This window comes from Nonomuraea sp. WAC 01424 (genome assembly GCF_003947315.1).
In the GTDB taxonomy this organism is placed as follows: Bacteria; Actinomycetota; Actinomycetes; order Streptosporangiales; family Streptosporangiaceae; genus Nonomuraea; species Nonomuraea spiralis.
On the sequence record NZ_QHHZ01000011.1, the window covers coordinates 243,693 to 265,274 of the forward strand.

Annotated in this window: 23 protein-coding genes; 10 read left to right on the forward strand and 13 right to left on the reverse strand. The window is 73.2% G+C overall.

Going from position 1 to position 21,582, the window contains the following annotated elements; translation table 11 throughout:
* Positions 1–69 precede the first annotated feature (69 nt).
* Both DMB42_RS29580 and DMB42_RS29585 read left to right on the forward strand, forming a co-directional pair.
* Positions 70–630: a transcriptional regulator gene (locus DMB42_RS29580; protein ID WP_221762407.1), complete on the forward strand. Its 561-nt coding sequence runs from the start codon at positions 70–72 to the stop codon at positions 628–630.
* Positions 627–1,844 carry an aminopeptidase gene (locus DMB42_RS29585; protein WP_125638623.1) on the forward strand — a complete coding sequence of 406 codons (1,218 nt, stop codon included), beginning with the start codon at positions 627–629 and terminating at the stop codon, positions 1,842–1,844. Before DMB42_RS29580 ends, DMB42_RS29585 begins: the two co-directional genes overlap by 4 nt.
* A gap of 282 nt (positions 1,845–2,126) precedes the next feature.
* On the opposite strand, the gene DMB42_RS29590 is transcribed toward DMB42_RS29585, so the two are convergent.
* From DMB42_RS29590 to DMB42_RS29600, 3 genes are all read right to left on the reverse strand, one after another.
* Positions 2,127–2,981, reverse strand: coding sequence for a PhzF family phenazine biosynthesis protein (locus tag DMB42_RS29590; RefSeq protein WP_125639284.1), 855 nt, complete (start codon positions 2,979–2,981; stop codon positions 2,127–2,129).
* A gap of 59 nt (positions 2,982–3,040) precedes the next feature.
* Complete coding sequence (locus tag DMB42_RS29595) at positions 3,041–3,715, reverse strand: alpha/beta fold hydrolase (protein WP_125638625.1); 675 nt, start codon at positions 3,713–3,715, stop codon at positions 3,041–3,043.
* A gap of 66 nt (positions 3,716–3,781) precedes the next feature.
* Positions 3,782–4,936: an ROK family transcriptional regulator gene (locus DMB42_RS29600; RefSeq protein ID WP_125638628.1), complete on the reverse strand. Its 1,155-nt coding sequence runs from the start codon at positions 4,934–4,936 to the stop codon at positions 3,782–3,784.
* Positions 4,937–5,099: 163 nt separating this feature from the next.
* Between DMB42_RS29600 and DMB42_RS29605 the strand changes: the two genes are divergently transcribed.
* Complete coding sequence (locus tag DMB42_RS29605) at positions 5,100–5,840, forward strand: tyrosine-protein phosphatase (protein WP_125638631.1); 741 nt, start codon at positions 5,100–5,102, stop codon at positions 5,838–5,840.
* Between the two features lie 13 nt (positions 5,841–5,853).
* Here the strand turns inward: DMB42_RS29605 and DMB42_RS29610 are convergent, their stop codons facing one another.
* Entirely contained in the window at positions 5,854–6,699 is an 846-nt protein-coding gene (locus tag DMB42_RS29610; RefSeq protein ID WP_125638634.1) for a PHP domain-containing protein, read from the reverse strand.
* A gap of 136 nt (positions 6,700–6,835) precedes the next feature.
* On the opposite strand from DMB42_RS29610, the gene DMB42_RS29615 reads away from it, so the two are divergent.
* The gene (locus tag DMB42_RS29615; RefSeq protein ID WP_125638637.1) at positions 6,836–7,465 is read left to right on the forward strand and encodes a TetR/AcrR family transcriptional regulator; all 630 of its coding nucleotides are present in this window, start codon (positions 6,836–6,838) and stop codon (positions 7,463–7,465) included.
* A 7-nt stretch (positions 7,466–7,472) separates the two neighbouring features.
* Here DMB42_RS29615 and DMB42_RS29620 read toward each other — a convergent pair whose 3' ends face one another.
* The 7 genes from DMB42_RS29620 to paaA form a co-directional block, all read right to left on the reverse strand.
* Complete coding sequence (locus DMB42_RS29620) at positions 7,473–8,327, reverse strand: 3-hydroxyacyl-CoA dehydrogenase family protein (protein ID WP_125638640.1); 855 nt, start codon at positions 8,325–8,327, stop codon at positions 7,473–7,475.
* Positions 8,324–9,064: an enoyl-CoA hydratase/isomerase family protein gene (locus DMB42_RS29625; RefSeq protein ID WP_125638643.1), complete on the reverse strand. Its 741-nt coding sequence runs from the start codon at positions 9,062–9,064 to the stop codon at positions 8,324–8,326. Before DMB42_RS29625 ends, DMB42_RS29620 begins: the two co-directional genes overlap by 4 nt.
* Positions 9,065–9,187: 123 nt before the next feature.
* Entirely contained in the window at positions 9,188–10,273 is a 1,086-nt protein-coding gene (gene paaE, locus DMB42_RS29630) for a 1,2-phenylacetyl-CoA epoxidase subunit PaaE (protein WP_125638646.1), read from the reverse strand.
* Between the two features lies 1 nt (position 10,274).
* The gene (gene paaD / locus DMB42_RS29635; protein WP_260478020.1) at positions 10,275–10,784 is read right to left on the reverse strand and encodes a 1,2-phenylacetyl-CoA epoxidase subunit PaaD; all 510 of its coding nucleotides are present in this window, start codon (positions 10,782–10,784) and stop codon (positions 10,275–10,277) included.
* Positions 10,781–11,701 carry a 1,2-phenylacetyl-CoA epoxidase subunit PaaC gene (gene paaC, locus DMB42_RS29640; protein ID WP_125638649.1) on the reverse strand — a complete coding sequence of 307 codons (921 nt, stop codon included), beginning with the start codon at positions 11,699–11,701 and terminating at the stop codon, positions 10,781–10,783. Before paaC ends, paaD begins: the two co-directional genes overlap by 4 nt.
* Positions 11,702–11,716: 15 nt before the next feature.
* A complete protein-coding gene (gene paaB / locus DMB42_RS29645) occupies positions 11,717–12,010 on the reverse strand; it encodes a 1,2-phenylacetyl-CoA epoxidase subunit PaaB (RefSeq protein WP_125638654.1) in 294 nt (97 codons plus the stop codon).
* Complete coding sequence (gene paaA / locus DMB42_RS29650; protein ID WP_125638657.1) at positions 12,007–12,972, reverse strand: 1,2-phenylacetyl-CoA epoxidase subunit PaaA; 966 nt, start codon at positions 12,970–12,972, stop codon at positions 12,007–12,009. The genes paaB and paaA overlap by 4 nt, the downstream gene beginning before the upstream one ends.
* Before the next feature lie 91 nt (positions 12,973–13,063).
* Here paaA and paaZ point away from each other — a divergent pair, with 91 nt between their 5' ends.
* Both paaZ and DMB42_RS29660 read left to right on the forward strand, forming a co-directional pair.
* Positions 13,064–15,103 carry a phenylacetic acid degradation bifunctional protein PaaZ gene (gene paaZ / locus DMB42_RS29655; RefSeq protein ID WP_125638660.1) on the forward strand — a complete coding sequence of 680 codons (2,040 nt, stop codon included), beginning with the start codon at positions 13,064–13,066 and terminating at the stop codon, positions 15,101–15,103.
* A 1-nt stretch (position 15,104) separates the two neighbouring features.
* A complete protein-coding gene (locus DMB42_RS29660; protein WP_125638663.1) occupies positions 15,105–15,896 on the forward strand; it encodes an enoyl-CoA hydratase/isomerase family protein in 792 nt (263 codons plus the stop codon).
* Between the two features lie 42 nt (positions 15,897–15,938).
* Here the strand turns inward: DMB42_RS29660 and DMB42_RS29665 are convergent, their stop codons facing one another.
* On the reverse strand, positions 15,939–16,448 hold the full coding sequence (locus DMB42_RS29665) for an Lrp/AsnC family transcriptional regulator (RefSeq protein WP_260478021.1): 510 nt from the start codon (positions 16,446–16,448) through the stop codon (positions 15,939–15,941).
* Between the two features lie 120 nt (positions 16,449–16,568).
* Here DMB42_RS29665 and pdhA point away from each other — a divergent pair, with 120 nt between their 5' ends.
* The 4 genes from pdhA to DMB42_RS29685 all read left to right on the forward strand — a co-directional run bounded on the left by pdhA (position 16,569) and on the right by DMB42_RS29685 (position 20,913).
* Positions 16,569–17,675, forward strand: a complete 1,107-nt coding sequence (pdhA, locus tag DMB42_RS29670; RefSeq protein WP_125638666.1) for a pyruvate dehydrogenase (acetyl-transferring) E1 component subunit alpha — start codon at positions 16,569–16,571, stop codon at positions 17,673–17,675.
* A 1-nt stretch (position 17,676) separates the two neighbouring features.
* Positions 17,677–18,693, forward strand: coding sequence for an alpha-ketoacid dehydrogenase subunit beta (locus DMB42_RS29675; protein WP_125638669.1), 1,017 nt, complete (start codon positions 17,677–17,679; stop codon positions 18,691–18,693).
* Positions 18,690–20,156 (forward strand): dihydrolipoamide acetyltransferase family protein, encoded by a 1,467-nt coding sequence (locus DMB42_RS29680; RefSeq protein WP_125638673.1) that lies wholly within the window; start codon positions 18,690–18,692, stop codon positions 20,154–20,156. The genes DMB42_RS29675 and DMB42_RS29680 overlap by 4 nt, the downstream gene beginning before the upstream one ends.
* 328 nt (positions 20,157–20,484) lie before the next feature.
* Complete coding sequence (locus tag DMB42_RS29685; RefSeq protein ID WP_260478023.1) at positions 20,485–20,913, forward strand: GNAT family N-acetyltransferase; 429 nt, start codon at positions 20,485–20,487, stop codon at positions 20,911–20,913.
* A 148-nt stretch (positions 20,914–21,061) separates the two neighbouring features.
* On the opposite strand, the gene DMB42_RS29690 is transcribed toward DMB42_RS29685, so the two are convergent.
* Positions 21,062–21,547 carry a hypothetical protein gene (locus DMB42_RS29690; RefSeq protein ID WP_125638679.1) on the reverse strand — a complete coding sequence of 162 codons (486 nt, stop codon included), beginning with the start codon at positions 21,545–21,547 and terminating at the stop codon, positions 21,062–21,064.
* Between the last annotated feature and the right edge of the window lie 35 nt (positions 21,548–21,582).

Sequence of the window (21,582 nt, forward strand, 5' to 3'; positions counted from 1 at the left end):
TTTTCCACTTCCACCCCGTTTACCCCACGTACTTTCCCAATACCTGTTGGGAAAGCTAGGATCACCGGCATGTCCACGGAAGAGGACGACGGCCTGGTGCCGTTGCGGGCGCTGGCCAACCCCCTCCGCATCCGCATGGTCTCGCTGCTCACCGGCGTCGCCATGTCGGCCACCGAGGTCGCCGAGGAGCTGGGCATCGCCCACGCCTCGGCCAGCTACCACCTGCGCCGGCTGGCCGAGGCGGGCTTCCTGGAGCCGCTGGACGACCCGCCCGCGCCCGGCGGCAAGGGCAGGCCCCGGCGGCGCTACCGCTACGTCCTCGCCGACGCCGCCCGCCTGGACGGCGCGAACGGCCGGCGGCTGCTCCACGAGGCGCTGAACGAGGACCTCGCGCGCCGCCTGGCCCAGGCCAGGGCCCAGCGCCTGTCCGTGGACGCCGAGGTGTGGCTCGACCGCCCGGTCTGGGAACAGGTCGCCGGCCTGCTCGACCAGGCGGTGACCCTGGTCCACGAGCACGCGGGACCGCCCAGGACCGGCGACCGGATCAAGGTCAGCATGACCGCGCTGCTGCTGGAGCTCGACGACGACCGCCGGCCTCCCCCGGCCGGCCACCCGAGGAGACAGCCGTGACCATCCCCCCATCCGAACTGGCCGGGTACGCCGACCTCGTCCTCGACGTGGCCGTACCGGTCCTGCCAGGCGACCGCGTGCTGGTCAACGCCGAGATCGAGCACGCCCCGCTCGCCCGCGCCCTGGCGGAGGCCGCCTACGCCCGGGGCGCCCGCTACGTGGACGTGTGGTACTTCGACCCCTACGCCAAACTCTCCCGGGTACGGCACGCGGCCCCGGACACGCTGGGCGAGGTGCCGTCCTGGCTCGACGCCCGCAACGAGGAGCTGGCCCGGCACGGCGGCGTCCTGGTCAACCTGCGCGGCACCGCCACCCCCGACCTGCTCGCCGGTCAGGACCAGGTCCGGGCGGGCCTCGACCGCATGCCGTACCTGTCGTCGCGGCAGCGCCTGCAACTCGGCAACCTGGTCCGTTGGGTCATGGTGCCCTGCCCGACGGAGGAGTGGGCGCGCGCGATCTTCGGGGAGCCCGACGAGGACCGGCTCTGGGGGCACCTGCGTTCCGTCCTGCGCCTCGACCGTCCCGACCCCAGGGCGGCCTGGGAGCAGCGCATCGCCGAGCTGCTCGCCCGCGCCGCGACGCTGAACGCCATGCGCCTGGACGCCGTCCGCCTCGAGGGGCCGGGCACCGACCTGACCATCGGCCTGCTGCCCGGCGCCCACTGGACCGCCGCCCGGCTGGAGACCCCCGAAGGCCACGTCTTCCAGGCCAACCTGCCGACGGAGGAGGTGTTCACCACGCCCGACCACCGCCGCGTCGAGGGCACCGTACGCGCCACGCGGCCGCTGGCGCTCAACGGCAACGTCATCCGCGACCTGGAGCTGACCTTCACCGCCGGCGTGGTGAGCGAGGTACGGGCGAGCAGCGGCGCGGACGTCGTCCGCACCCACCAGGCGACCGACGCCGGAGCGGCCCGCCTGGGCGAGCTGGCGCTCGTGGACGGCTCCTCGCCGGTCGGCCGCTCGGGCGTCACCTACCTGGAGACCCTGCTGGACGAGAACGCCACCTGCCACCTGGCGTGGGGAGCCGGCCTGCCGCCCGGCGTGCCCGGCCCGCTGCGCGCCCTGGACCCGGCCGCGCAGGAGGCCGCCGGGGTCAACGTCTCCGGCGTGCACGTCGACTTCATGGTGGGCGGCCCCGAGGTCACCGTCACCGGCATCGGCCACGACGGGGGCGAGGTCGAGCTCCTGCGCGCCGACGAATGGCAGGTCTGAATGCCGGTGGTCAGCACGACCGCCGGCCGCCTTCCCGAGGGATGGTTCTTACGCACGTCCAGCTCCGTTTCGTGGAGGTGTGCCGGATTCGAGGATCAGGGAGGTGCTGCGCGCGCTCGTAACAACCGGTTGCGGTAACAGTGGCTTCACGTGGAGGAAACGTCAATACGTCCAGATAAAACTGCAAACCTGCTCGGCGTTCTGCCTGGTGGCGTGGCTATTTCTGCAACAACCGATTGCAGGATTCATGTAAGGCGGCCTTCTGTGACCGAGGCGAGCGGCTCAGTTCGGGCCGAGCAGGGCGAGGCCGCCGACGGCGACGCTCACGCCCTGCGGGCCGCCCTCGGCGGTGGCGGTGATGGTGGCGGGCCGGGACAGGGAGTCGCCCATGTCCACGGTGAGGGCGGTCAGGCCCCGGCCGGCCAGGTGGGCGGCCAGGCAGGCGGTGCTGTTGGCGTTGGCGACGTCCTCGGGGACGCCGATGGAGGGGGCGAACATGCGGGCCGCGACCCGCCCGTCCGCCGTGGGGACGGTGTGGACGTAGCAGCCGAGCAGGCCGAGCCGGTCGCACGCCGCGCGCAGGCGGTCCAGGTCGGGCGTCAGGGCGGCCAGTTCGACGCGTCCCGCGACGGGCACGAGCAGCCGGGGCCGTCCCACGGAGGCGACGACGGGAGGCCCGGCGAGCGCGGGGAAGAGCGGCCGGATCAGGTCGCGTTCGGCGGCCGTCGTCTCCCGCACCGCGACCGGCCCCGGGTCGAACACCCCCTCGAACCCCTCGCCCCGCCGCACGACCCTCCCGCCGAACACCCGACCCCCGGCCCGCAACACGAACCGCCGCTCCGCGTCGCCCGCGTGCGGCGCGAGCCGGTGGTCCGGGGTCGTACGGGCGGCCAGGACCGCGAGCGCGGCCACCGTTCCGTGGCCGCAGGCGGGCAGTTCGCCCTCGGAGGTGAAGAACCGCAACGTCACCGGCCCGTCGCCGTCCCCGGACACGAACACGGCGTGCGAGGTACCGCATCCGACCGGCACCGCCCGGCGCTCGTCCTCGGTGAACGGGCCGTCCGCCAGCACGGCGGTCGGACTCCCGCCGACCCCGTCACGCACACAGGCACGCACGATCACCGCAAGATCGGACATCACCGGATGACCTTACCGAGACCCCTTGCGCCACCCCTCGGCCGGGCCGGACGGAGTGGTCAGCTCGGGGCGGCCGCCTGGAGGAGGATCTTCAGGAGGGCGTCCGGGGTGTCGCGCATGAGGTTGTGGCCGCCATCCAGGGCGTGGGCGGTCCAGGCCGGGTCGTCGCGCAGCCGGAGGTAGGTGGGGGTGAAGGGGGACTCGCCGTCCCAGGCCGCCGCGTAGACGTAGACCAGGCGCCGGACGGCGGACAGGCCGCCGGTGAGCCGGAGCGGCTGGAGCAGCGAGGCCAGCGGGTGCGGCGTCGCGCGGGGGTCGAAGAACGGCAGCGGGCGCACGCCGTAGCCGTTCTCCACCACGTCGGCGTACCACGCGCGCTCCCGGTCGGACACCAGGCCCCAGCAGGAGTCGCCGTCGCCGGGGACCATGGCGTCCATGTGGACCAGCGCGCTCACGCGTTCGGGCACGCGGTCGGCGACCCCGGTGATCACCATCCCGCCGTAGCTGTGGCCCACCAGCACCGCGTCCCGGACGTCGTACGCCTCCATGTAGGCGATCACGTCCTGGAGGTGGGTGTCGAGGTTGACCCCGGCGTGCAGCAGGTGGGCGCGTTCGGCGAGACCGGTCAGCGTCAGGGCGTGCACGCGATGACCGTGCGCGCGCAGCCCCTCGGCGAGGTCGTCGAAACACCATCCGCCGTGGCACATGCCAGGGATCAGGACGTACGTGGCCATGGGCCGCCCTCCTCGTCGTTCGTCGATCGGCTGATGCTAGCAGCAATCGAACCGATCGGTACGATCTCAGCGCGTGAGCGGCAGCGGACCCCGTTCCGGCGTGAAGAGCTGCTCGTCGAGGTGGTCGACGGCGTAGTCGATCGCGCCCGCCACCACGCACTCGTCCCCCAGCGTGGACGCCCGCACCTCCGGCATGCGCATGCACCGCCGCTCCAACTGCTCGCGCAGCGGCCCGAGCAACACGTCCGCCGACCGCGAGAACCCACCCCCCAGCACCACGACCTGCGGATCCAGGACGAGCACCATGGCCGCCGCGCCCAGGGCCAGGTCGTCGACAAAACGCCCGACGGCCTCCAGTGCGACCGGGTCGCCGTTCCTGGCGGCGGCCAGCGTGAAACCGGCTGCGTCCTCCGGCGGCGTGCCCTCGGGGACGACCGCGCAGCCGTTGAGGTGCTCGGGAGCGTCGAACCAGCGGGCCTCGGGCAGCATGGAGATCTCCCCGGCCGCCGCCCCGAACCCTCTGTGCACCTTGCCGCCGATGATCAGCCCGGCGCCCATGCGCCTGCCGACGTGCAGGAACACGACATCCTTGGCGCCCTGGGCGACGCCGCGCCGGGTCTCGGCCATGGCGGCCAGGCGGCTGTCGTTCTCGATCAGCACCTGGCACGGGAACATCTCGCGCATCCGGCCCGCCAGGTCGAGGTCGCGCCAGGAGGGGACCGCGGCCGAGTAGATGACCCGCCCCTCCACGTCGATCATGCCGATGGTGCCGACGGCGATCATCCACAGGTCGGACACCGCGACGCGGCCGAGCGTCAGGCAGCCCGAGACGGCCCGTTCGATCGCGGCCAGGCGCTCCTCCAGCGGCGCGTCGAGCGACACCGGCTGCCGGGTCTCGGCCAGGATCTCGCCGTCGAGGTCGGACAGGGCGGCGCGGATGTTGTGCCCGCCCACGTCGACGCCGACCAGGTAGCCGCTGTCGGCGCGGAAGCGGTAGCGGCGGGCCGGCCGGCCCATGGTGCCGGGGCTCGGCGGCACCTCCTCCACCCAGCCCAGGTCGATCAGCTCGCCGGCGACCTCCTTCATGGACGGCCGCGACAGGCCCGTACGCTCGGCCAGTGCCGACAGGGTGAGCGGCCCGGCCCCGCGCAGCGCCCGGATGGCGGTCAGCGAGTTGAGCTGTCTCAACCGGGACAGGTCGCCGCCGCGTAGATCCGCCATCGCCGTCCTTAACGTAGGTTTCCTCTGTAACCCCAGGATATGCCAGGGGTCGACGTGCCAGTCTTCTCTCCCGCACACGCCACGAAACTGGCCGTTGACCCTCCGGAAGGGCCGATGCTACTAATGAAAGATTCCTTCGGAAGTTGAGAGAGAAGAGGGACCGATGTCGGTCGTCGACGCCGGCGAGAGCGGCAGCCGCCAGGACCGTACGCGGGTGCTGGAGTGGCCCGGGTGCGCGAACGTGCGCGATCTCGGCGGACTGCCCACCGCGGACGGCGGGCGGATCCGGTGGGGCGCGCTGGTGCGCGGCGACCGTCCGAGGGCGGAGAGCGTCCCGGCGCTGCTGACCCACGGCGTACGGCTCGTCGCCGACCTCAGGCTGGCCACCGAGTGCCTGGCCGACCCGCCCCCGCCCGTGCCGGGCCGCCGCCACCTGCCCGTCCTGCGGGACGAGGACACCGTCCTGGAGGCGCTGGGCGACACCCTGCCCGCCATCTACCGGGTGATCCTCGACCGGGGCGCCCATCGGTTCGCCGCCGTCCTGTCGGCGATCGCGCACGCGCCGCCCGGCGGCGTGCTCCTCCACTGCCACTCCGGCAAGGACCGCACCGGCCTCGCGGTGGCGCTCGCGCTCTCGCTGGCCGGCGTCGCCCACGACGACGTGGCCGCCGACTACGCCGTGACCGCCGCCTGCCTGCGCCTCGACGACCACCTCGCCGACCTGCGCGAGGAGGACGTACGGGACCGGTCACGCCGCCTGTTCGCCCAGATCACCGCCGGCACCATGCTCGCCGCCCTGGCCCACCTGGACGCCCGGCACGGCGGGGCGGAGGCGTACCTGCTGGCCGGCGGCCTGCCACCGGCGGACGCCGACCTGCTCCGCGCCCGCCTGACCGACCGGTGACGACCGCGCGGGATCAGCCCGTACGGCCCCAGAAGTCGTACGGGTCCCGCCCCGGGCGGAAGCCGTGCGCCCACGCCAGGTCCGCTGCCTCCCGGAACCGGCGCGCGACGACGGACGGCTCATGGGCGTCGCTGCCGAACGTCACCGCCTGGCCGCCCTCCTCGCGCCACCACCCGAGCAGGGTCGCGTGCAGCGGCACCACCGTGTTGATCTCCAGCGCCCGCCCGGACCCGGCCGTCACCCGCAGCGCGTGCCGGAACTCCTCCTCGAACGCCTTCGGGTCGAACGGCCCGGCGGTCTCCACCGGCCAGTAACGCACCGGGTAGTCGACGTGGGCCAGCACGGCGAACGCGTCGCTGCCCACGACGACCTCGGGGATCTCGGCCAGGTAGTCCCGGACGACCTCGGCCGCGGGGCGGCTCGCGTACAGGCCGGGCGGCTCGCTGAACCCCTCCCCGGCGGGCAGGCTGTGCAGGGAGCCGAGCACCCGGTCGAACCCTCCGGCGGCGAGCACGCCGGCGACGGCGTCGGCGTGCCGGTGGGGCTCGCCCACCTCCAGGCCGCTCAGGATGCGCAGATCGGGGAAACGTTCGCGGCATCGTTCGACGGCCGCGAGGTAGCCGGCGGCGTCGAAGGCCGGGGGAGTGAGGTGCCCGTCCGGGGAGGTCAGGGCCAGCAGGTGGTCGTAGCCGTCGAGGGCGCCGGGGGCGACCGTCCAGACGGTGTGGTCGACGTGCTCGGTGAAGGCGATCGCGGGCAGGCCGAGCTCCACCGCCCGCGCGCAGGAACGCTCCATGTCGCCGTTCGGGGCGTCCCAGGACCACTCGCTGTGCACATGGCTGTCGGCAGGCAACGTCACAGGACTCACTCCAGGGGGAATCAGGCTCCAGGGGGAATCAGGCGAAGATCATCACCGACTGTACCCCGCGGGGGCCGCCGCGTCCCGGGGTGGCGCATCGGGAAAGTCGTCTGATCTGCCGTGAGATGCTGCATTCGTGACGACGACCGAGCCCGCCGGGCCGCCCCCGCGCCGTGGGCGCGGCCGCCCAGGCTACGACCAGGCCGCGATCCTGCGCGCGGCGGTCGAGCTGTTCAACCGCAAGGGGTACGACGCCACCAGCATGGGCGACCTGGCCAAGGAGCTCGGCCTGACGAAACCGGCCATCTACCACCACGTCACGAGCAAGGAGCAACTGCTCGGCCAGGCCCTAGACGACGCGCTCGACGAGCTCACCGCCGCCGTGACCGCCGCCTCCGGCGAGGCCGCCGACCGCACCGCGCACGAACGGCTGCGCGAGGTGGTGCGGCGCAGCGTCGAGGTGCTGGTCGCGCACCAGCCCGCCGTCACGCTCCTGCTGCGCGTGCGCGGCAACAGCGAGGTCGAGCTGGCGGCCCTGGAACGGCGCCGCTGGCTCGACGACCGCCTGGCCGCACTGGTCGCCGACGCCGTCGCCGAGGGCGCCCTGCGCGACGACGTGCCGCCGACGCTGGTGAGCCGGCTGCTGTTCGGCATGGTGAACTCGCTGGTGGAGTGGTACCGCCCGGACGGCAGCTACGACCGGGCGATGGTCGCCGACGCCGTCACCGCGATCGCGTTCGACGGCCTGGCCAGGCACGCGTCCTGACCGGGGCTCACCAGGTGTAGAACCCCTGGCCCGTCTTGCGGCCGAGGTGCCCGGCGGCCACCAGGTCGCGCAGGACGCGCGGCGGCTCGAAGCGCGGCCCGAGCTCGCGGGCCAGGTGCTCGGCGATCGCCAGCCGCACGTCCAGCCCCACCACGTCGGTGGTGCGCAGCGGGCCCGTCGGATGGCGGTAGCCGAGGGTCATGGCCGTGTCGATGTCGGCCGCGCTCGCGACGCCCTCCTCCAGCATCCGCATCGCCTCAAGGGCCAGGCAGACGCCGAGCCGGCTGCTGGCGAAGCCCGGCGAGTCCGCGACCGTGATCGGCGTGCGGCCCAGCGCCGCGGCCCACTCCTGGGCCCGCTGGACCAGCTCGGGAGCCGTACGCGGCCCGACGACGATCTCGATGAGGTCGCTCACCGGGACGGGGTTGAAGAAGTGCAGCCCGATGAAACGCTCCGGCGCGGCCAGGCGGGCGGCGAGCCCGCCGATCGACAGGCTGCTGGTGTTCGTGGCCAGCACCGCGCCCGGCGCCTGCCGTTCGACCAGGGCGAACACCTTGGCCTTGAGCGCCGCGTCCTCCGGCACCGCCTCGACCACCAGCTCGCACGGGGCCAGCTCGCCGGGGTCGGCCGTCGTACGCAGCCGGGCGAGGACGTCCTGGAGCGGCAGGCCCAGTCTGCCCTTCTCGGCGGCCTTGGCCAGGCTGCCGGTCACCCGCTCCAGCGCCCGCCCGGCGGCCTCCGGGTCGCTCTCCACGACGATCACGTGGCTGCCGGCGGCGAGGAAGGCGTGCGCGATCCCCGATCCCATCCGCCCGCCGCCGAAGACGCCGACGAGCTCTGGCAGATTCGGTGGCAGGGTCATGAGCGTCGTTCCTTCCGCCGGTCCAGGAATGCCGTCATGCGCGCGTGCTTCTCCTCGGTCTCGAACAGGACCGCCTGGGCGAGGTCGTCCACGAACGGGTGCGCGGCGCGCGGCGCGTGGAAGACGGCCTTGGTCAGCCGGGTCGCCAGCGGCGCCCGCGCCGTGATGCGGTCGGCGAGCCGGTGACCGGCGTCCAGGCCGTCCTCCGGCTCCACGACGTCGTTGAGCAGGTGGACCGCCCGCGCCTCCTCGGCCGTCATGACGCGGCCCGCGAGCAGGATCTCCTTGGCCAGCGGCTCCCCGACCAGCTCGGCCAGCCGCCAGGCGGCCCCCGCCGCGGCGATGATGCCGAGGTCGGTCTCGGGGTTGCCGATCCGGGTGCGCGGCGTGCCGATACGGAAGTCGCAGGCGTAGGCCAGCTCGGCGCCGCCGCCCAGGGCATAGCCGTCCACGAGGGCCACGGTCGGCATCGGCAGCCGGTGGATGCGGTCGAAGATCCTGGAGTTGATGCCGCGCAGCGCGTCGCCGCGGTCCCGCTCGCGGAGCTGGGCGATGTCGGCCCCGGCGGCGAAGGTGGTGCCCTCGCCGGTGAGCAGGACGACGCGCGGCTCCTCCTCGACGGCGGCGCACGCCTCGTGCAGCGCGGCGACCAGCTCCCGGTCGATCGCGTTGCGCACCTGCGGCCGGTTGAGCCGCCACACCACCCGGTCGGCGCCCTCCTCGACGATGAGGGTCATGGGCGCTCCACCGGGGAAGCGAAGGCGTCGGTCACGGAAGGCTCCTCTGCGTCGGGATCAGGCGTCGGGATCAGGCGTCGGGATCGGGCGTCGTGGTCCACGGTCAGGCGTCGTGGCGTACGGTCAGGCGTCGTAGTCCACGGTGACACGGTCGCCGGCCGGGAACGTCTGGCAGGTGAGCACGAACCCGGCGGCCACCTCCGCCGGTTCGAGCGCGTAGTTGCGGCGCATGTCGGCCGCACCCTCACGGACCACCGCCCGGCACGTGCCGCAGACCCCGCCCCGGCAGGCGAACGGCAGGTCGGAGCGGGTCTTCTGGGCGCCGTCGAGCAGCGTCGACTCGCGCGAGACGGTGGCGGTCGTCCGGCGGCCGTCGAGCACCGTCGTCAGCACGGTCGTCGCGCCGGCCGGGACGCCCTCGTACCGCCTGGGCACCGGCGGGGGAGCATCGACGTAGAAGAGCTCGACGTGCACGTTCGCGGCGGGCACGTCGAGGTCGGCCAGCACCAGGCGGGCGTCCTCGACCATGCCCAGCGGCCCGCAGAGCCAGACGTGGTCGAACGTCTCGATCGGCACCAGCTCGGTGAACAGGCGGCGCAGCCGGTCGCCGTCCAGCCGGCCGGAGAACAGCTCGACGTCGCGCGGCTCGCGGGAGAGCACGTGGACGAGCTGGAAGCGGGGGCCGTACCGGTTCTTCAGGTCGCCGAGCTCCTCGGCGAACATCACGGTGCCGCTGGTGCGGTTGCCATACAGGAGAGAGACCCGCGCGCCGGGATGGGTCAGCACCGTCGAGGCGACCGACAACATCGGCGTGATGCCCGATCCGGCGGCCACGCACAGGTGCCGCTCGCCGCGCCCGGGGTCGGCCTGCCAGGAGCCGGTCGGGGTCTGCACCTCGATCCGCGTCCCCGGCCGTACGTCGCGGACCAGCCAGGTGGAGAAGAGCCCGTCCGGGATCTCCCGTACGCCGATGCGCGGCGCGTCCCCGGCGGGGGCGCAGATCGAGTACGACCGCCGCTCCTCCCGTCCGTCCACGAAGCGGCGCAGGGTGAGCGACTGGCCCGCGTGGAAGGCGTACGCCTCGCGCAGCTCCCCGGGCACGGCGAAGGTGATCGCCGCGGCGTCCTCGCACAGGTGGTCGACCGCCGCCACGGTCAGCGTGTGGAAGGCGGCGTGCGCCCGGGCCGGCGCGGGCGCGAGCGTGGTCATCTCATATCTCCTTGACATGCTCGAACGGTTCCAGGCAGTCGGCGCAGGCGTAGAGCGCCTTGCAGGCGGTGGCGCCGAACTCGGAGGTCAGCCGGGTGGCCCGCGAGCCGCAGCGCGGGCAGGCCGGAGCGGGACGCGCCGGCCCGAGCGTGAGCGGGACCGGCCCGGACACCCGGCGCGCCGGACCGGGCGCCGACAACCCGGACTCGCGCAGGGCGGCCCTGCCGCGCTCGGAGATCCAGTCGCTCGACCACGGCGGGTCGAGCACGACGCGCACCTCGACCCGCGGGAACCCCGCCTCCCGCAGCCGGTGCACGAGGTCGTCGCGCATGGTCGCCATGGCCGGGCAGCCGGTGTACGTCGGGGTGATCGAGGCGACGACGACCTCGCCGTCCGCGCCCGGCTCCACCTCGACGCCGCGCAGCACGCCGAGGTCGGCGAGGGTGAGCATCGGCATCTCGGGATCCCGCACCCGCCCGGCCACCTCGACGGCCCGCTCGCGGGGGGTCACCAGAGGCCGCCCGGATGTGCGCGGGCGACCGACTGCATCTCGGCGAGCAGGTCGCCGAGCGCCGGGGTGTGCCCGCCGTCCCGCCCGGTCCCCACAGAGCCGTCGCCGCCGGGCGGGCGGGGTACGCCGCTCACGGCGAGCACCTGGCCGAGGACGGCGTCCACGTCGGCCCGCAGCGCGGCCGGATCGACGCCGGCGCCCGAACGCGCGAGCGCGAGCTCGACGGGATGCGCCGTGCCGGCCGGGGGGACCAGCTCGGCCAGCAGCGGCCACAACCCGGCGAGCGCGGCGTCGAGCCGGCGGCGCGACTCCTCGGTGCCCTGGGCCAGGGTGAGGAACCAGCGGCCCGCCCAGTCGCGGTGGTAGGCGACCTCCTTGACGCCCTTGGCCGCCACGGCCGCCAGCACGGTGTCCACGCTGCCGGTCAGCCGCTCCAGCAACGCCAGCCGGGCCGTCGAGAACAGCAACAACCGGACGACGACGTGCGCGAAGTCACCGTTGGCCACCTCGGCCAGCCATACGTTCCTGAACTGCCCGGCGTCGCGGAAGAAGGCCAGCGCGTCTTCGGCGGGCACCGGCGAGCCCTCGGGCAGCGCGGGCACCACGCCGGGGTCGGCCGCGGCCGCCCGCGCGAGCAGCAGGCGCGCCTGCCCGAGCAGGTCGAGCGCCACGTTGGCGAGCGCGATGTCCTCCTCCAAGTCGGGGGCGCGGCTGCACCACTCCGTGAGGCGCTGCGACATGATCAGGGCGTCGTCGCCGAGCATGAGGCAGTACGCGGCCAGCTCGGCGTGGCCGACGCCCTCGGGCACCGTCGTGTCCACGCCGGCCAGCGGGTCCTCGAAGTCGGTGCCGAACGCCCACTGCGCGGAGTCTCCGCCGGCCAGGCCGTCGAAGATGCTGCCGTGGTCATCGTTCACGCTGGTCCGCCCTTCTCACATGTGTGGGACGTCGTCGGGAATGTCGTAGAACGTCGGGTGGCGGTAGACCTTGTCGCCGCTCGGCGCGAACAGCGGGTCCTTCTCGTCCGGGCTGGAGGCGGTGATCGCCTCGGAGCGGACGACCCAGATGCTCACGCCCTCGTTGCGCCGGGTGTAGACGTCCCGGGCGTGGCGCAGGGCCATGGCGTCGTCGGGGGCGTGCAGCGAGCCGACGTGGACGTGGTTGAGCCCGCGCTTGACCCGGACGAACACCTCGTAGAGCGGCCATTCCCGCCGGTCGGGGCTCATCGGGCGCCCGCCTCGGTGGCCGGCCGGCTCGCGAACGCCGAGGCGGCCTCGCGTACCCAGGCGCCGTCCTCGTGGGCGGCCCGGCGGTGGTTCATCCGCTGGGCGTTGCACGGCCCGTCACCGCGGATGACCGCGGCCAGCTCCGACCAGTCCGGCTGCCCGAAGTCGTGGTGCCCGCGCTCCTCGTTCCAGCGCAGGTCGGGGTCGGGCAGCGTCACCCCGAGCGCCTTGGCCTGCGGGACGCTCATGTCGACGAACTTCTGGCGCAGCTCGTCGTTGGAGTTGCGCTTGATGCCCCAGGCCATCGAGCGTTCGCTGTTGGGGGAGCGTTCGTCCGGCGGGCCGAACATCATCAGCGAGGGCCACCAGAGCCGGTTCACCGACTCCTGGACCATCTCCCGCTGGGCGTCGGTGCCGCGCATCATCGTCATCAGCAGCTCGTAGCCCTGCCGCTGGTGGAAGGACTCCTCCTTGCAGATGCGGATCATGGCCCGCCCGTACGGGCCGTAGGAGGTGCGGCACAGGGGCACCTGGTTGCAGATCGCGGCGCCGTCCACGAGCCAGCCGATCGTGCCGACGTCGGCGTAGGACAGCGTCGGGTAGTTGAAGATCGAGGAGTATTTCTGCCTGCCGGTCAGCAGGAGTTCGGTCAACTCGGCGCGGGAGACGCCCAACGTCTCGCACGCGGAGTACAAATAGAGGCCGTGTCCGGCCTCGTCCTGCACCTTGGCCAGCAGGATCGCCTTACGGCGCAGCGACGGGGCACGCCCGATCCATTCGCCCTCGGGCTGCATGCCGATGATCTCGGAGTGCGCGTGCTGGGCGATCTGGCGTACGAGCGTCCTGCGGTACGCCTCCGGCATCCAGTCGCGGGGCTCGATCCGGTCGTGACCCGCGATGGTCGCGTCGAAGGCGGCCTGCAGCCGCTCCTCCTGGTCCGGCTCCGCCGGCGTCGTGGTCATCGTCCCTCCGAGACATCGGTCTTATTTACTTATCGCTCGGTCAGTAATACGGTTGCATGAGTCGGGGCTTCCGCGCAAGAGAGGAGACAGCGTGAGCGCGCTGCTGGAGAGTTACGCCGCCGGACGATGGTTCCGGGCGGCGGACGACGGGGAACCCCTGCTCGACGCCGCGACGGGCGAGGAGGTCGCGCGGATCTCCAGCCGGGGGCTGGACGTCGCCGCCATGGTCCGGTACGCCAGGGACACCGGCGGCCCTGCGGTGCGCGCCCTGACCTTCCACGAGCGGGCCGCCCTGCTCAAGGCGCTGGCCAAGCACCTGCTCGAACACAAGGACGCCCTGTACGCCCTGTCCACGCGCACCGGCGCCACCGCCCGCGACACCATGGTCGACGTGGACGGCGGCATCGGCACCCTGTTCAGCTACGCCAGCAAGGGCGCGCGCGAGCTGCCCAACGACACCGTCGTCCTCGACGGCGCCCTGGAACGCCTGGGCAAGGGCGGCACCTTCGCCGGCCAGCACCTCTACACCTCCAGGCCGGGCGTCGCGGTGCAGATCAACGCCTTCAACTTCCCCGTCTGGGGCATGCTGGAGAAGCTGGCGCCCGCCTTCCTCGCCGGGCTCCCGTCGATCGTCAAGCCCGCCGGCCAGACGGCGTACCTCACCGAGCTGGCCGTCCGGCAGATCATCGAGTCGGGCATCCTGCCCGAGGGGAGCCTCCAGCTCCTGGCGGGCAGCGCGACCGGGCTGCTCGACGAGCTGAGGGTCCAGGACTCCGTCGCCTTCACCGGCTCCGCCCACACCGCCGGCATCCTGCGCCGCCACCCGAACGTGCTCGACGGCGGCGTCGTCCTCGGCGTCGAGGCCGACTCGCTCAACTGCTCGATCCTCGGCCCCGACGTACGGCCCGACGATCCCGAGTTCGACCTGTTCGTCAAGGGCGTCGTCACCGAGATGACGGTCAAGGCGGGCCAGAAGTGCACGGCCATCCGCCGCGTGCTCGTCCCCGGGAACCTGGCCGACCAGGTGGTCGAGGCACTGGCCGCGCGCCTGTCGGCGGTGACCGTCGGCGACCCGCGCAACCCCGACGTACGGATGGGCCCGCTGGCCAGCCTCGGGCAGCGTGACGAGGTGCGCAAGGCCGTCGAGGCGCTGCGGGCCGGCGCCGAGGTGGTCTACGGCGACCCGCGGGGCAAGTCCCTGCTCGACGGCGACCCCGAGCGCGGCGCGTTCATGACGCCGCTCGTGCTGCGCGCCCGTCCCGGCGCCGCCGAGGCGCACGACGTGGAGCCGTTCGGCCCGGTCGCCACCGTGCTCGCCTACGACGGCGTCGAGGAGGCGGTCGCCCTGGCCGCGCGCGGCAAGGGCAGCCTGGTCGCCTCCGTCGCCACCCACGACCCGCAGGTGGCGCGGTCCGTCGTGCTCGGGCTGGCGCCCTGGCACGGCCGGGTCCTCGTCCTCGACCGCGACGACGCCAAGGAGTCCACCGGGCACGGCTCGCCGCTGCCGGTCCTCGTCCACGGCGGCCCCGGGCGGGCCGGCGGCGGCGAGGAACTGGGCGGCGTACGCGGCGTCCTGAGCCACATGCAGCGCACCGCCGTACAGGGCTCGCCGGACCAGCTCACCGCGATCACCGGACGCTGGACGACCGGCTCGGCCCGCGCCGAGTCCGGCGTCCACCCCTTCCGCAAGTCGCTGGCCGAGCTGCGGATCGGCGACACGATCGCCTCCGCGCCGCGCACGGTCTCGCTCGCCGACATCGAGCACTTCGCCGACTTCACCGGCGACACCTTCTACGCCCACACCGACCCCGAGGCCGCCGCCCGCAACCCGCTGTTCGGCGGCATCGTCGCCCACGGCTACCTGGTGGTCTCCCTGGCCGCCGGACTGTTCGTGGACCCGGCGCCGGGCCCGGTGCTGGCCAACTTCGGCGTCGACGGCCTGCGGTTCCTCACGCCCGTCAAGGCCGGCGACGCGATCAGCGTCACGCTGACCGTCAAGCAGATCACGCCGCGCGGCAACGCCGACTACGGCGAGGTCCGCTGGGACGCCACCGTGACCAACCAGGACGACGTCCCCGTCGCCACGTACGACGTCCTGACCCTCGTGGCCAAGACCTGGCCGGAGGACTGACATGACCGACACCCCGGTCCTGCTCGAACACGACGGCGGCGTGGCGGTGGTGACGCTCCACCGTCCCGAACGGCGCAACGCACTGGACGCCGCGTGCAAGAACGCCCTGCGCCGGGCACTGGAGGAGGTCGCGGACGACGACTCCGTCCGGGCCGTGCTGCTGACCGGCGCGGGCGGCGCGTTCTGCGTCGGCCAGGACCTCGCCGAGCACGCGGAGGCCCTGCGCGCCGACCCCGGCCACGCCTTCGACACCGTCGAGGCCGACTACGCGCCGGTCGTGCGGCTCCTCGCCACGATGGGCAAACCGGTCGTCGCCGCCGTGGAGGGCGCCTGCGTCGGCGCCGGGCTGGCCCTCGCGCTGGCCTGCGACCTGCGGGTCCTGGCCGAGGACGCGGTGCTCGCCACGGCGTTCACGGGGGTCGGGCTGACCTGCGACTCCGGCCTGTCCGTGACGCTCACGCGCGCGGTCGGGGAGTTGAGAGCCAAGGAGCTGGTGCTGCTCGGCGAGCCCTTCAGCGGCGCGCAGGCGGCCGCGTGGGGCATCTCGGCGCGGGTGGTCCCGCATACCGAGGTGGCCGTGGCGGGACGGGAGCTGGCCGCCCGGCTCGCGGCCGGGCCGACCGCCGCCTACGCCGCGTCCAAGCGGCTGATCGCGCAGTCGTGGGAGCGGGACCTCGGCGCGGCGCTCGCCGCCGAGGCCCAGGACCAGGCCCGGCTGGGCCTGACCGCCGACCACGCGGGCGCGGTCGAGGCGTTCCTCGCCAAGCGCAGGCCCGTCTTCGAGGGCCGCTGACCCGGCCCGGACGCCCTCCCGTGGGACGTCCGGGCCGCCGCGTCAGCTCTCGTGCGCCCCCCACTCCGCCGCCTGCGCGCGGGCCTCCTCGAACACCAGCCAGGTACGGGTGGCCCGTACGCCCGGGATGTCCTGGATGCGTTCCAGCACGACGTGCCTGAGCGCCGCGTTGTCCGGCGTCCTGACCAGCACCAGGACGTCGTAGTCGCCGCCGACCATGGCGAAGTGCTCCACGTACGGGGTCTCGCGCAGCCTGGCCGTGACCTGGCGCCAGGAGTTCTGCTCGATCGTCACCGACACGTACGCGCTGGTGCCCAGCCCCGCCCGGTGCGGCGCCAGCTCGGCGGTGAAGCCGGTGATCACGCCGTCGTCCATCAGCCGGGTGAGCCGGGCGTAGACGTTGGCGCGCGAGACGTGCACGCGTTCGGCGAGCGTGCGCATCGACATGCGGCCGTCGCGCAGCAGCGCGGCGATGATCGCCCGGTCCACCCCGTCCAGATGTGCGGCCGAACGTCCCGGCCAGCCGCCTTCAGCACCCTCGTTGGTCGACAATTGGCCCTCCTGAAATCCGATATAAAGCCATTTGTCGCTCATCATGCCCGATGTCTTGAACGGATGGTTCCGGAAGCGGACGCTTTCCCTCACAAACGTCCAGAGAAAGTGAGCGTCGCCATGTCCGTGAGGAGGAGTCCCCAGACGGTGGACGACCTGCTGCCCTCACCCCTGCCGGTACGCTTCGTCGCCGAGGACGGCACGGCCGTCGAGCCGCCCGCCGGCTATTCGGCGCCCGCGGACGGGCAACTGGTGGAGGCGTACCGGCGGATGGTCCTGGGCCGCCGCTTCGACCGCCAGGCGACCGCGCTGACCAAGCAGGGCCGGCTCGCCGTGTACCCGTCCAGCCGGGGCCAGGAGGCGTGCCAGATCGCCGGCGTCCTCGTGCTGCGCGAGGACGACTGGCTCTTCCCCACCTACCGGGACTCCGTCGCCCTGGTCTCCCGCGGCCTCGACCCCGTCGAGGTGCTCACCCTGCTGCGCGGCGGCTGGCACTGCGGCTACGACCCCGCCGCCACGCGCGTCGCGCCCCAGTGCACGCCCCTGGCCACCCAGACGATCCACGCCGTCGGCATGGCCGAGGCCATGCGCCGCAAGGGCGAGGACGGCGTCGTCATGGCCTTCATCGGCGACGGCGGCACCAGCGAGGGCGACTTCCACGAGGCGCTCAACTACGCCGCGGTCCTGCGCGCGCCCGTCGTGTTCCTCGTCCAGAACAACAAGTACGCCATCTCGGTGCCGCTGGCCAAGCAGAGCGCGGCCCCGGCGCTGGCGTACAAGGGCATCGGCTACGGCATCCCCTCCGAGCAGGTGGACGGCAACGACCTCGTCGCCGTGCTCTCGGTCCTGACCGCCGCCGTGACGCACGCCAGGGCCGGCGGCGGCCCCTTCCTCGTCGAGGCGCACACGTACCGCATGGACCCCCACACCAACGCCGACGACCCCACCCGCTACCGGGAGCGCGAGGAGGTCGAGCAGTGGGAGTCGGCCGACCCGCTCGCCCGGCTGGAGACGTACCTGCGCGGGCGCGGGCTGCTCGCCGCCGAGGACGTCGCCGCCGCCCACAAGGCCGCCGAGGAGTACGCCGGCCGCCTCCGCGACGAGATGAACGCCGACCCGCGGGCCGACCCCTTCGAGCTGTTCGACCACGTCTTCGCCGAGCCGACGCCCCAGCTGAACGAGCAGCGGGCCCTGCTGGCGTCCGAGCTGACCGCGCGGGAGGACTGACATGACCGCGATGACCATGGCCCAGGCGCTGAACGCCGCCCTGCGCGACGCCCTGCGCGAGGACGAGCGTGTCCTCGTATTCGGCGAGGACGTGGGCCCGCTCGGCGGCGTCTTCCGCGTCACCGACGGCCTGACCAGGGAGTTCGGCGAGGAACGCTGCTTCGACACGCCCCTGGCCGAGGCCGGGATCGTGGGCCTGGCCGTCGGCCTGGCCATGGGCGGCTTCCGCCCGGTGATCGAGATGCAGTTCGACGCCTTCGCCTACCCGGCCTTCGAGCAGATCGCCTCGCACGTGGCCAAACTGCGCAACCGCACCCGCGGGCGGCTGTCGTTGCCGATGGTGATCCGCATCCCGTACGCGGGCGGCATCGGCGGCGTCGAGCACCACTGCGACTCCAGCGAGGCGTACTACGCCCACACGCCGGGGCTCAAGGTCGTCACGCCCGCCACGCCCGACGACGCGTACTGGCTGCTGCGCGACGCCGTCGCCGACCCCGACCCGGTGATCTTCATGGAGCCCAAGCGGCTGTACTGGTCGAAGGACGAGACGTCGGCCGCCGACCGCCGCGCCGCCGGGTTCGGCCGGGCAGTGGTACGCCGCGAGGGACGCGACGCCACGCTGGTCGCCTACGGTCCCAGCGTGCCGGTGGCGCTCCAGGCCGCCGAGACCGCGGCCCAGGACGGCCTCTCGCTGGAGGTGGTCGACCTGCGGACGATCGTCCCGTTCGACGACGAGACCGTGGTCGCCTCGGTACGGAAGACGGGCCGCTGCGTGGTCGTCCAGGAGGCCCAGGGGTTCGCCGGGGTGGGGGCGGAGATCGCGGCCCGCGTACAGGAGCGGTGCTTCCACTCGCTGGCCGCGCCGGTGCTGCGCGTGACCGGGTTCGACATCCCGTACCCGCCGCCGATACTCGAACACTCGCACCTGCCCGACGTCGACCGCGTGCTCGACGCCGTGGATCGGCTGCAGTTCGACGACGAGCCCGACCTGCTGCACCTCGCCGGGGAGGCGTCATGACGGCGACCGCCGCGCGGCAGGTGTTCCGGCTGCCCGACCTCGGCGAGGGCCTGACTGAGGCCGAGATCGTCGAGTGGAAGGTCGCACCCGGGGACACCGTGGAGATCGACCAGATCGTGGTGGAGGTGGAGACCGCGAAGGCGGCGGTCGAGGTGCCGGTGCCGTACGCGGGGACCGTACTGCGGTTGCACGCGGACGCGGGCGCCGTCCTGGCGGTGGGGGAGCCCCTCATCGAGATCGGCTCCGCGACCGTACCGCCCGGGACCTCGACGGGGGAGGACCCCGCGGCGGCCCGATACCGGGAGGAGGAACGCGCCGGCTCGGGCAACGTCCTGATCGGCTACGGCACCGCCCCCGCTTCCCCCACCCGCCGCCGCCGTTCCCCCCACCCCAAGTCCCCCCAACCCACCTCTCCCTCCGCCCCGGCCCCCGCCCCCACGCCTACTTCCGCACCCGCCGCCTCCGCGGCCACCTCCGTGCCCACCCCTGCCCCCACCCCCGCGCCCACTCCCGCTCCCGCGACTGGACCTTCGTCCTCGGCCGGGCCGGAGCGTGCGGCTCGCGTGATCTCGCCGCTGGTCCGCCGGATGGCTCGCGAGCACGGCGTGGACCTCACCACGATCCTCCCCACCGGACCGCACGGCGTGATCCTGCGCCGCGACGTCGAACACGCCCTCGCCACCCCCGCCCCAGCAGCCGTCACCCCGGCGGCCCCCACGACGCCGCCCCCCGGCCCGACCACCACGGACCCCGGAGCCTTCACGGCGCTGACGGCGGAACGCATCCCCCTCCGAGGCGTGCGCCGAGCCGTGGCCGACAAGCTGACCCGCAGCCGTACCGAGATCCCCGACGCCACCACCTGGGTAGACGCGGACGCCACCGACCTCCTCACCACCCGCGACACCCTCCGCCGGACCAGCCCGGACCTGGGCATCGGCCTGCTGGCCCTCCTGGCCCGAGCCTGCGTGGCCGCCCTGCGACGCTTCCCGGAACTGAACTCCTCGGTGGACACGGCGAGAGCCGAAATAGTCCGCCACGGCCACATCAACCTGGGCTTCGCCGCCCAGACCGACCGTGGCCTCGTCGTCCCGGTCGTACGGGACGCACACCTCATGACGACCGCGCAACTGGCCGCCGAACTCACCCGCCTGACCACCCTGGCCCGCTCGGGTGGCCTCCCACCGGCGGCCCTGACCGGAGGCACGTTCACCCTCAACAACTACGGCGTCTTCGGCGTGGACGGCTCCACCCCGATCATCAACCACCCGGAGGCCGCGCTCCTCGGCGTGGGCCGCGTCATCGACCGCCCCTGGGTGCACGGCGGCGCGGTCGTGCCCCGCAAGGTCACCCAGCTCTCCCTGACCTTCGACCACCGCGTATGCGACGGCGGCGCCGCCGGAGGTTTCCTCCGCTTCGTCGCCGACTGCGTGGAGAACCCCGCCGTCCTGCTCGCCCACGTGTAGTCCACGGTTACCCCGGCAAACGGGGTAACCGACACGTGCGTACGTCCCGCCACCGACTTCCCGGCACCGAAGACCAGCCGCTAGCCACCTTCCTCCCGACCCTCCGCGAATCCGCCCACCCCACGCCCAGCACGAACGCCTTCCCGCTGAAGACACCCGGCCCCTGACCGCTGTGCACCAGCTTGCGTTCTGTGATGATCAAATAGTGCTATTCTTACCTTCCGGCCGGATGTTGATTCGGCCGGAAGCTGCTTGTATGACCACTCTGCAAGCAACCGTGCGGCCCGCGAGCGCCGCAGATCTCCCCACAGTCGAACGACTCTGGCTCATGTTTCGCCACGACATGTCGGAGTTCCAGGGCGGCCTTCCGGCCCCTGACGCCACCTATCACAGTGACCGCCTGCATGCCGCGTTCCAGGACGCCGACTGGGCGTCCTACCTGTTCACCAGCGACGACCATCCGGTCGGGTTCGCGTTCGTGCGCGCGCTGTCCGGCCCCGAGCGGGTCCTGAACAGCTTCTTCGTCGTACGGGGAGCGCGCCGCTCCGGCATCGGGATGGCGGTTGTGCGAGAGGTGATCTCCCGGCATCCCGGCCCCTGGAAGATCGCCTTCCAGGACTCGAACGAGGCAGCCGTGGCGTTCTGGAGGCGCGTGGCCACCGAGATCGCCGGCGAGGCGTGGACGGAGGAACGCCGTGCGGTCCCGAACCGCCCCGACGTCCCGCCGGACGTGTGGATCTCCTTCACAACCGCCTGACAGGTGAACCAGGCGAGCGTGACCGGCGGGGTTCGACGCGGCCCACTCGTGCCGCCGAAGAACACCGCCGGTCCGCCCGCCCCCGGCGGCCGATCGCACCGCGCCGAACGACGAGGTACGACCGCTCATGGCTGCGCGCATCGCCTGCCTAGACCGTGAACGTCAACACCAGGACCGCCACACCGAGCGGCAGGTCGAGTGCGGCACAGAACTCGGCCAGCGATCGAGCCACCACCTTGTTCCTGCGCCAGACGATCACGTCCAGCGTGGCGTGCCCGATCAGGGCGGCGGCGACGAGACAACCGCCGAACGCGGGCGACAGGGACAACGCGGCCACCGACGCCGCGCCGAAGACCAGCATGGCGGGAACCTGCACGGCACTGAGCCACGGCGTTCGCAGCAGCCCGCCCCCCAGGCCCACGGCCGCGACGCACACCGCACCCCCGACCAGCCCCGGCCACGGATCGAAGTCGAGCAGCCGCAACACCAGCACCGCCACCACCGACGCCCCGAACATCGGCCAGACCACGCCCGGCCTCCCCGTCACCGCCGTGGCGAGATAGATGAGCGCGGCCAGAAACACCACAAGAGCCGCATCCCGGCCGTCCTTCAGGTCCAGAACGGTGAACCCCATGAACGCCAGCCCAAGCCAGGTCGGCCATCGACGCG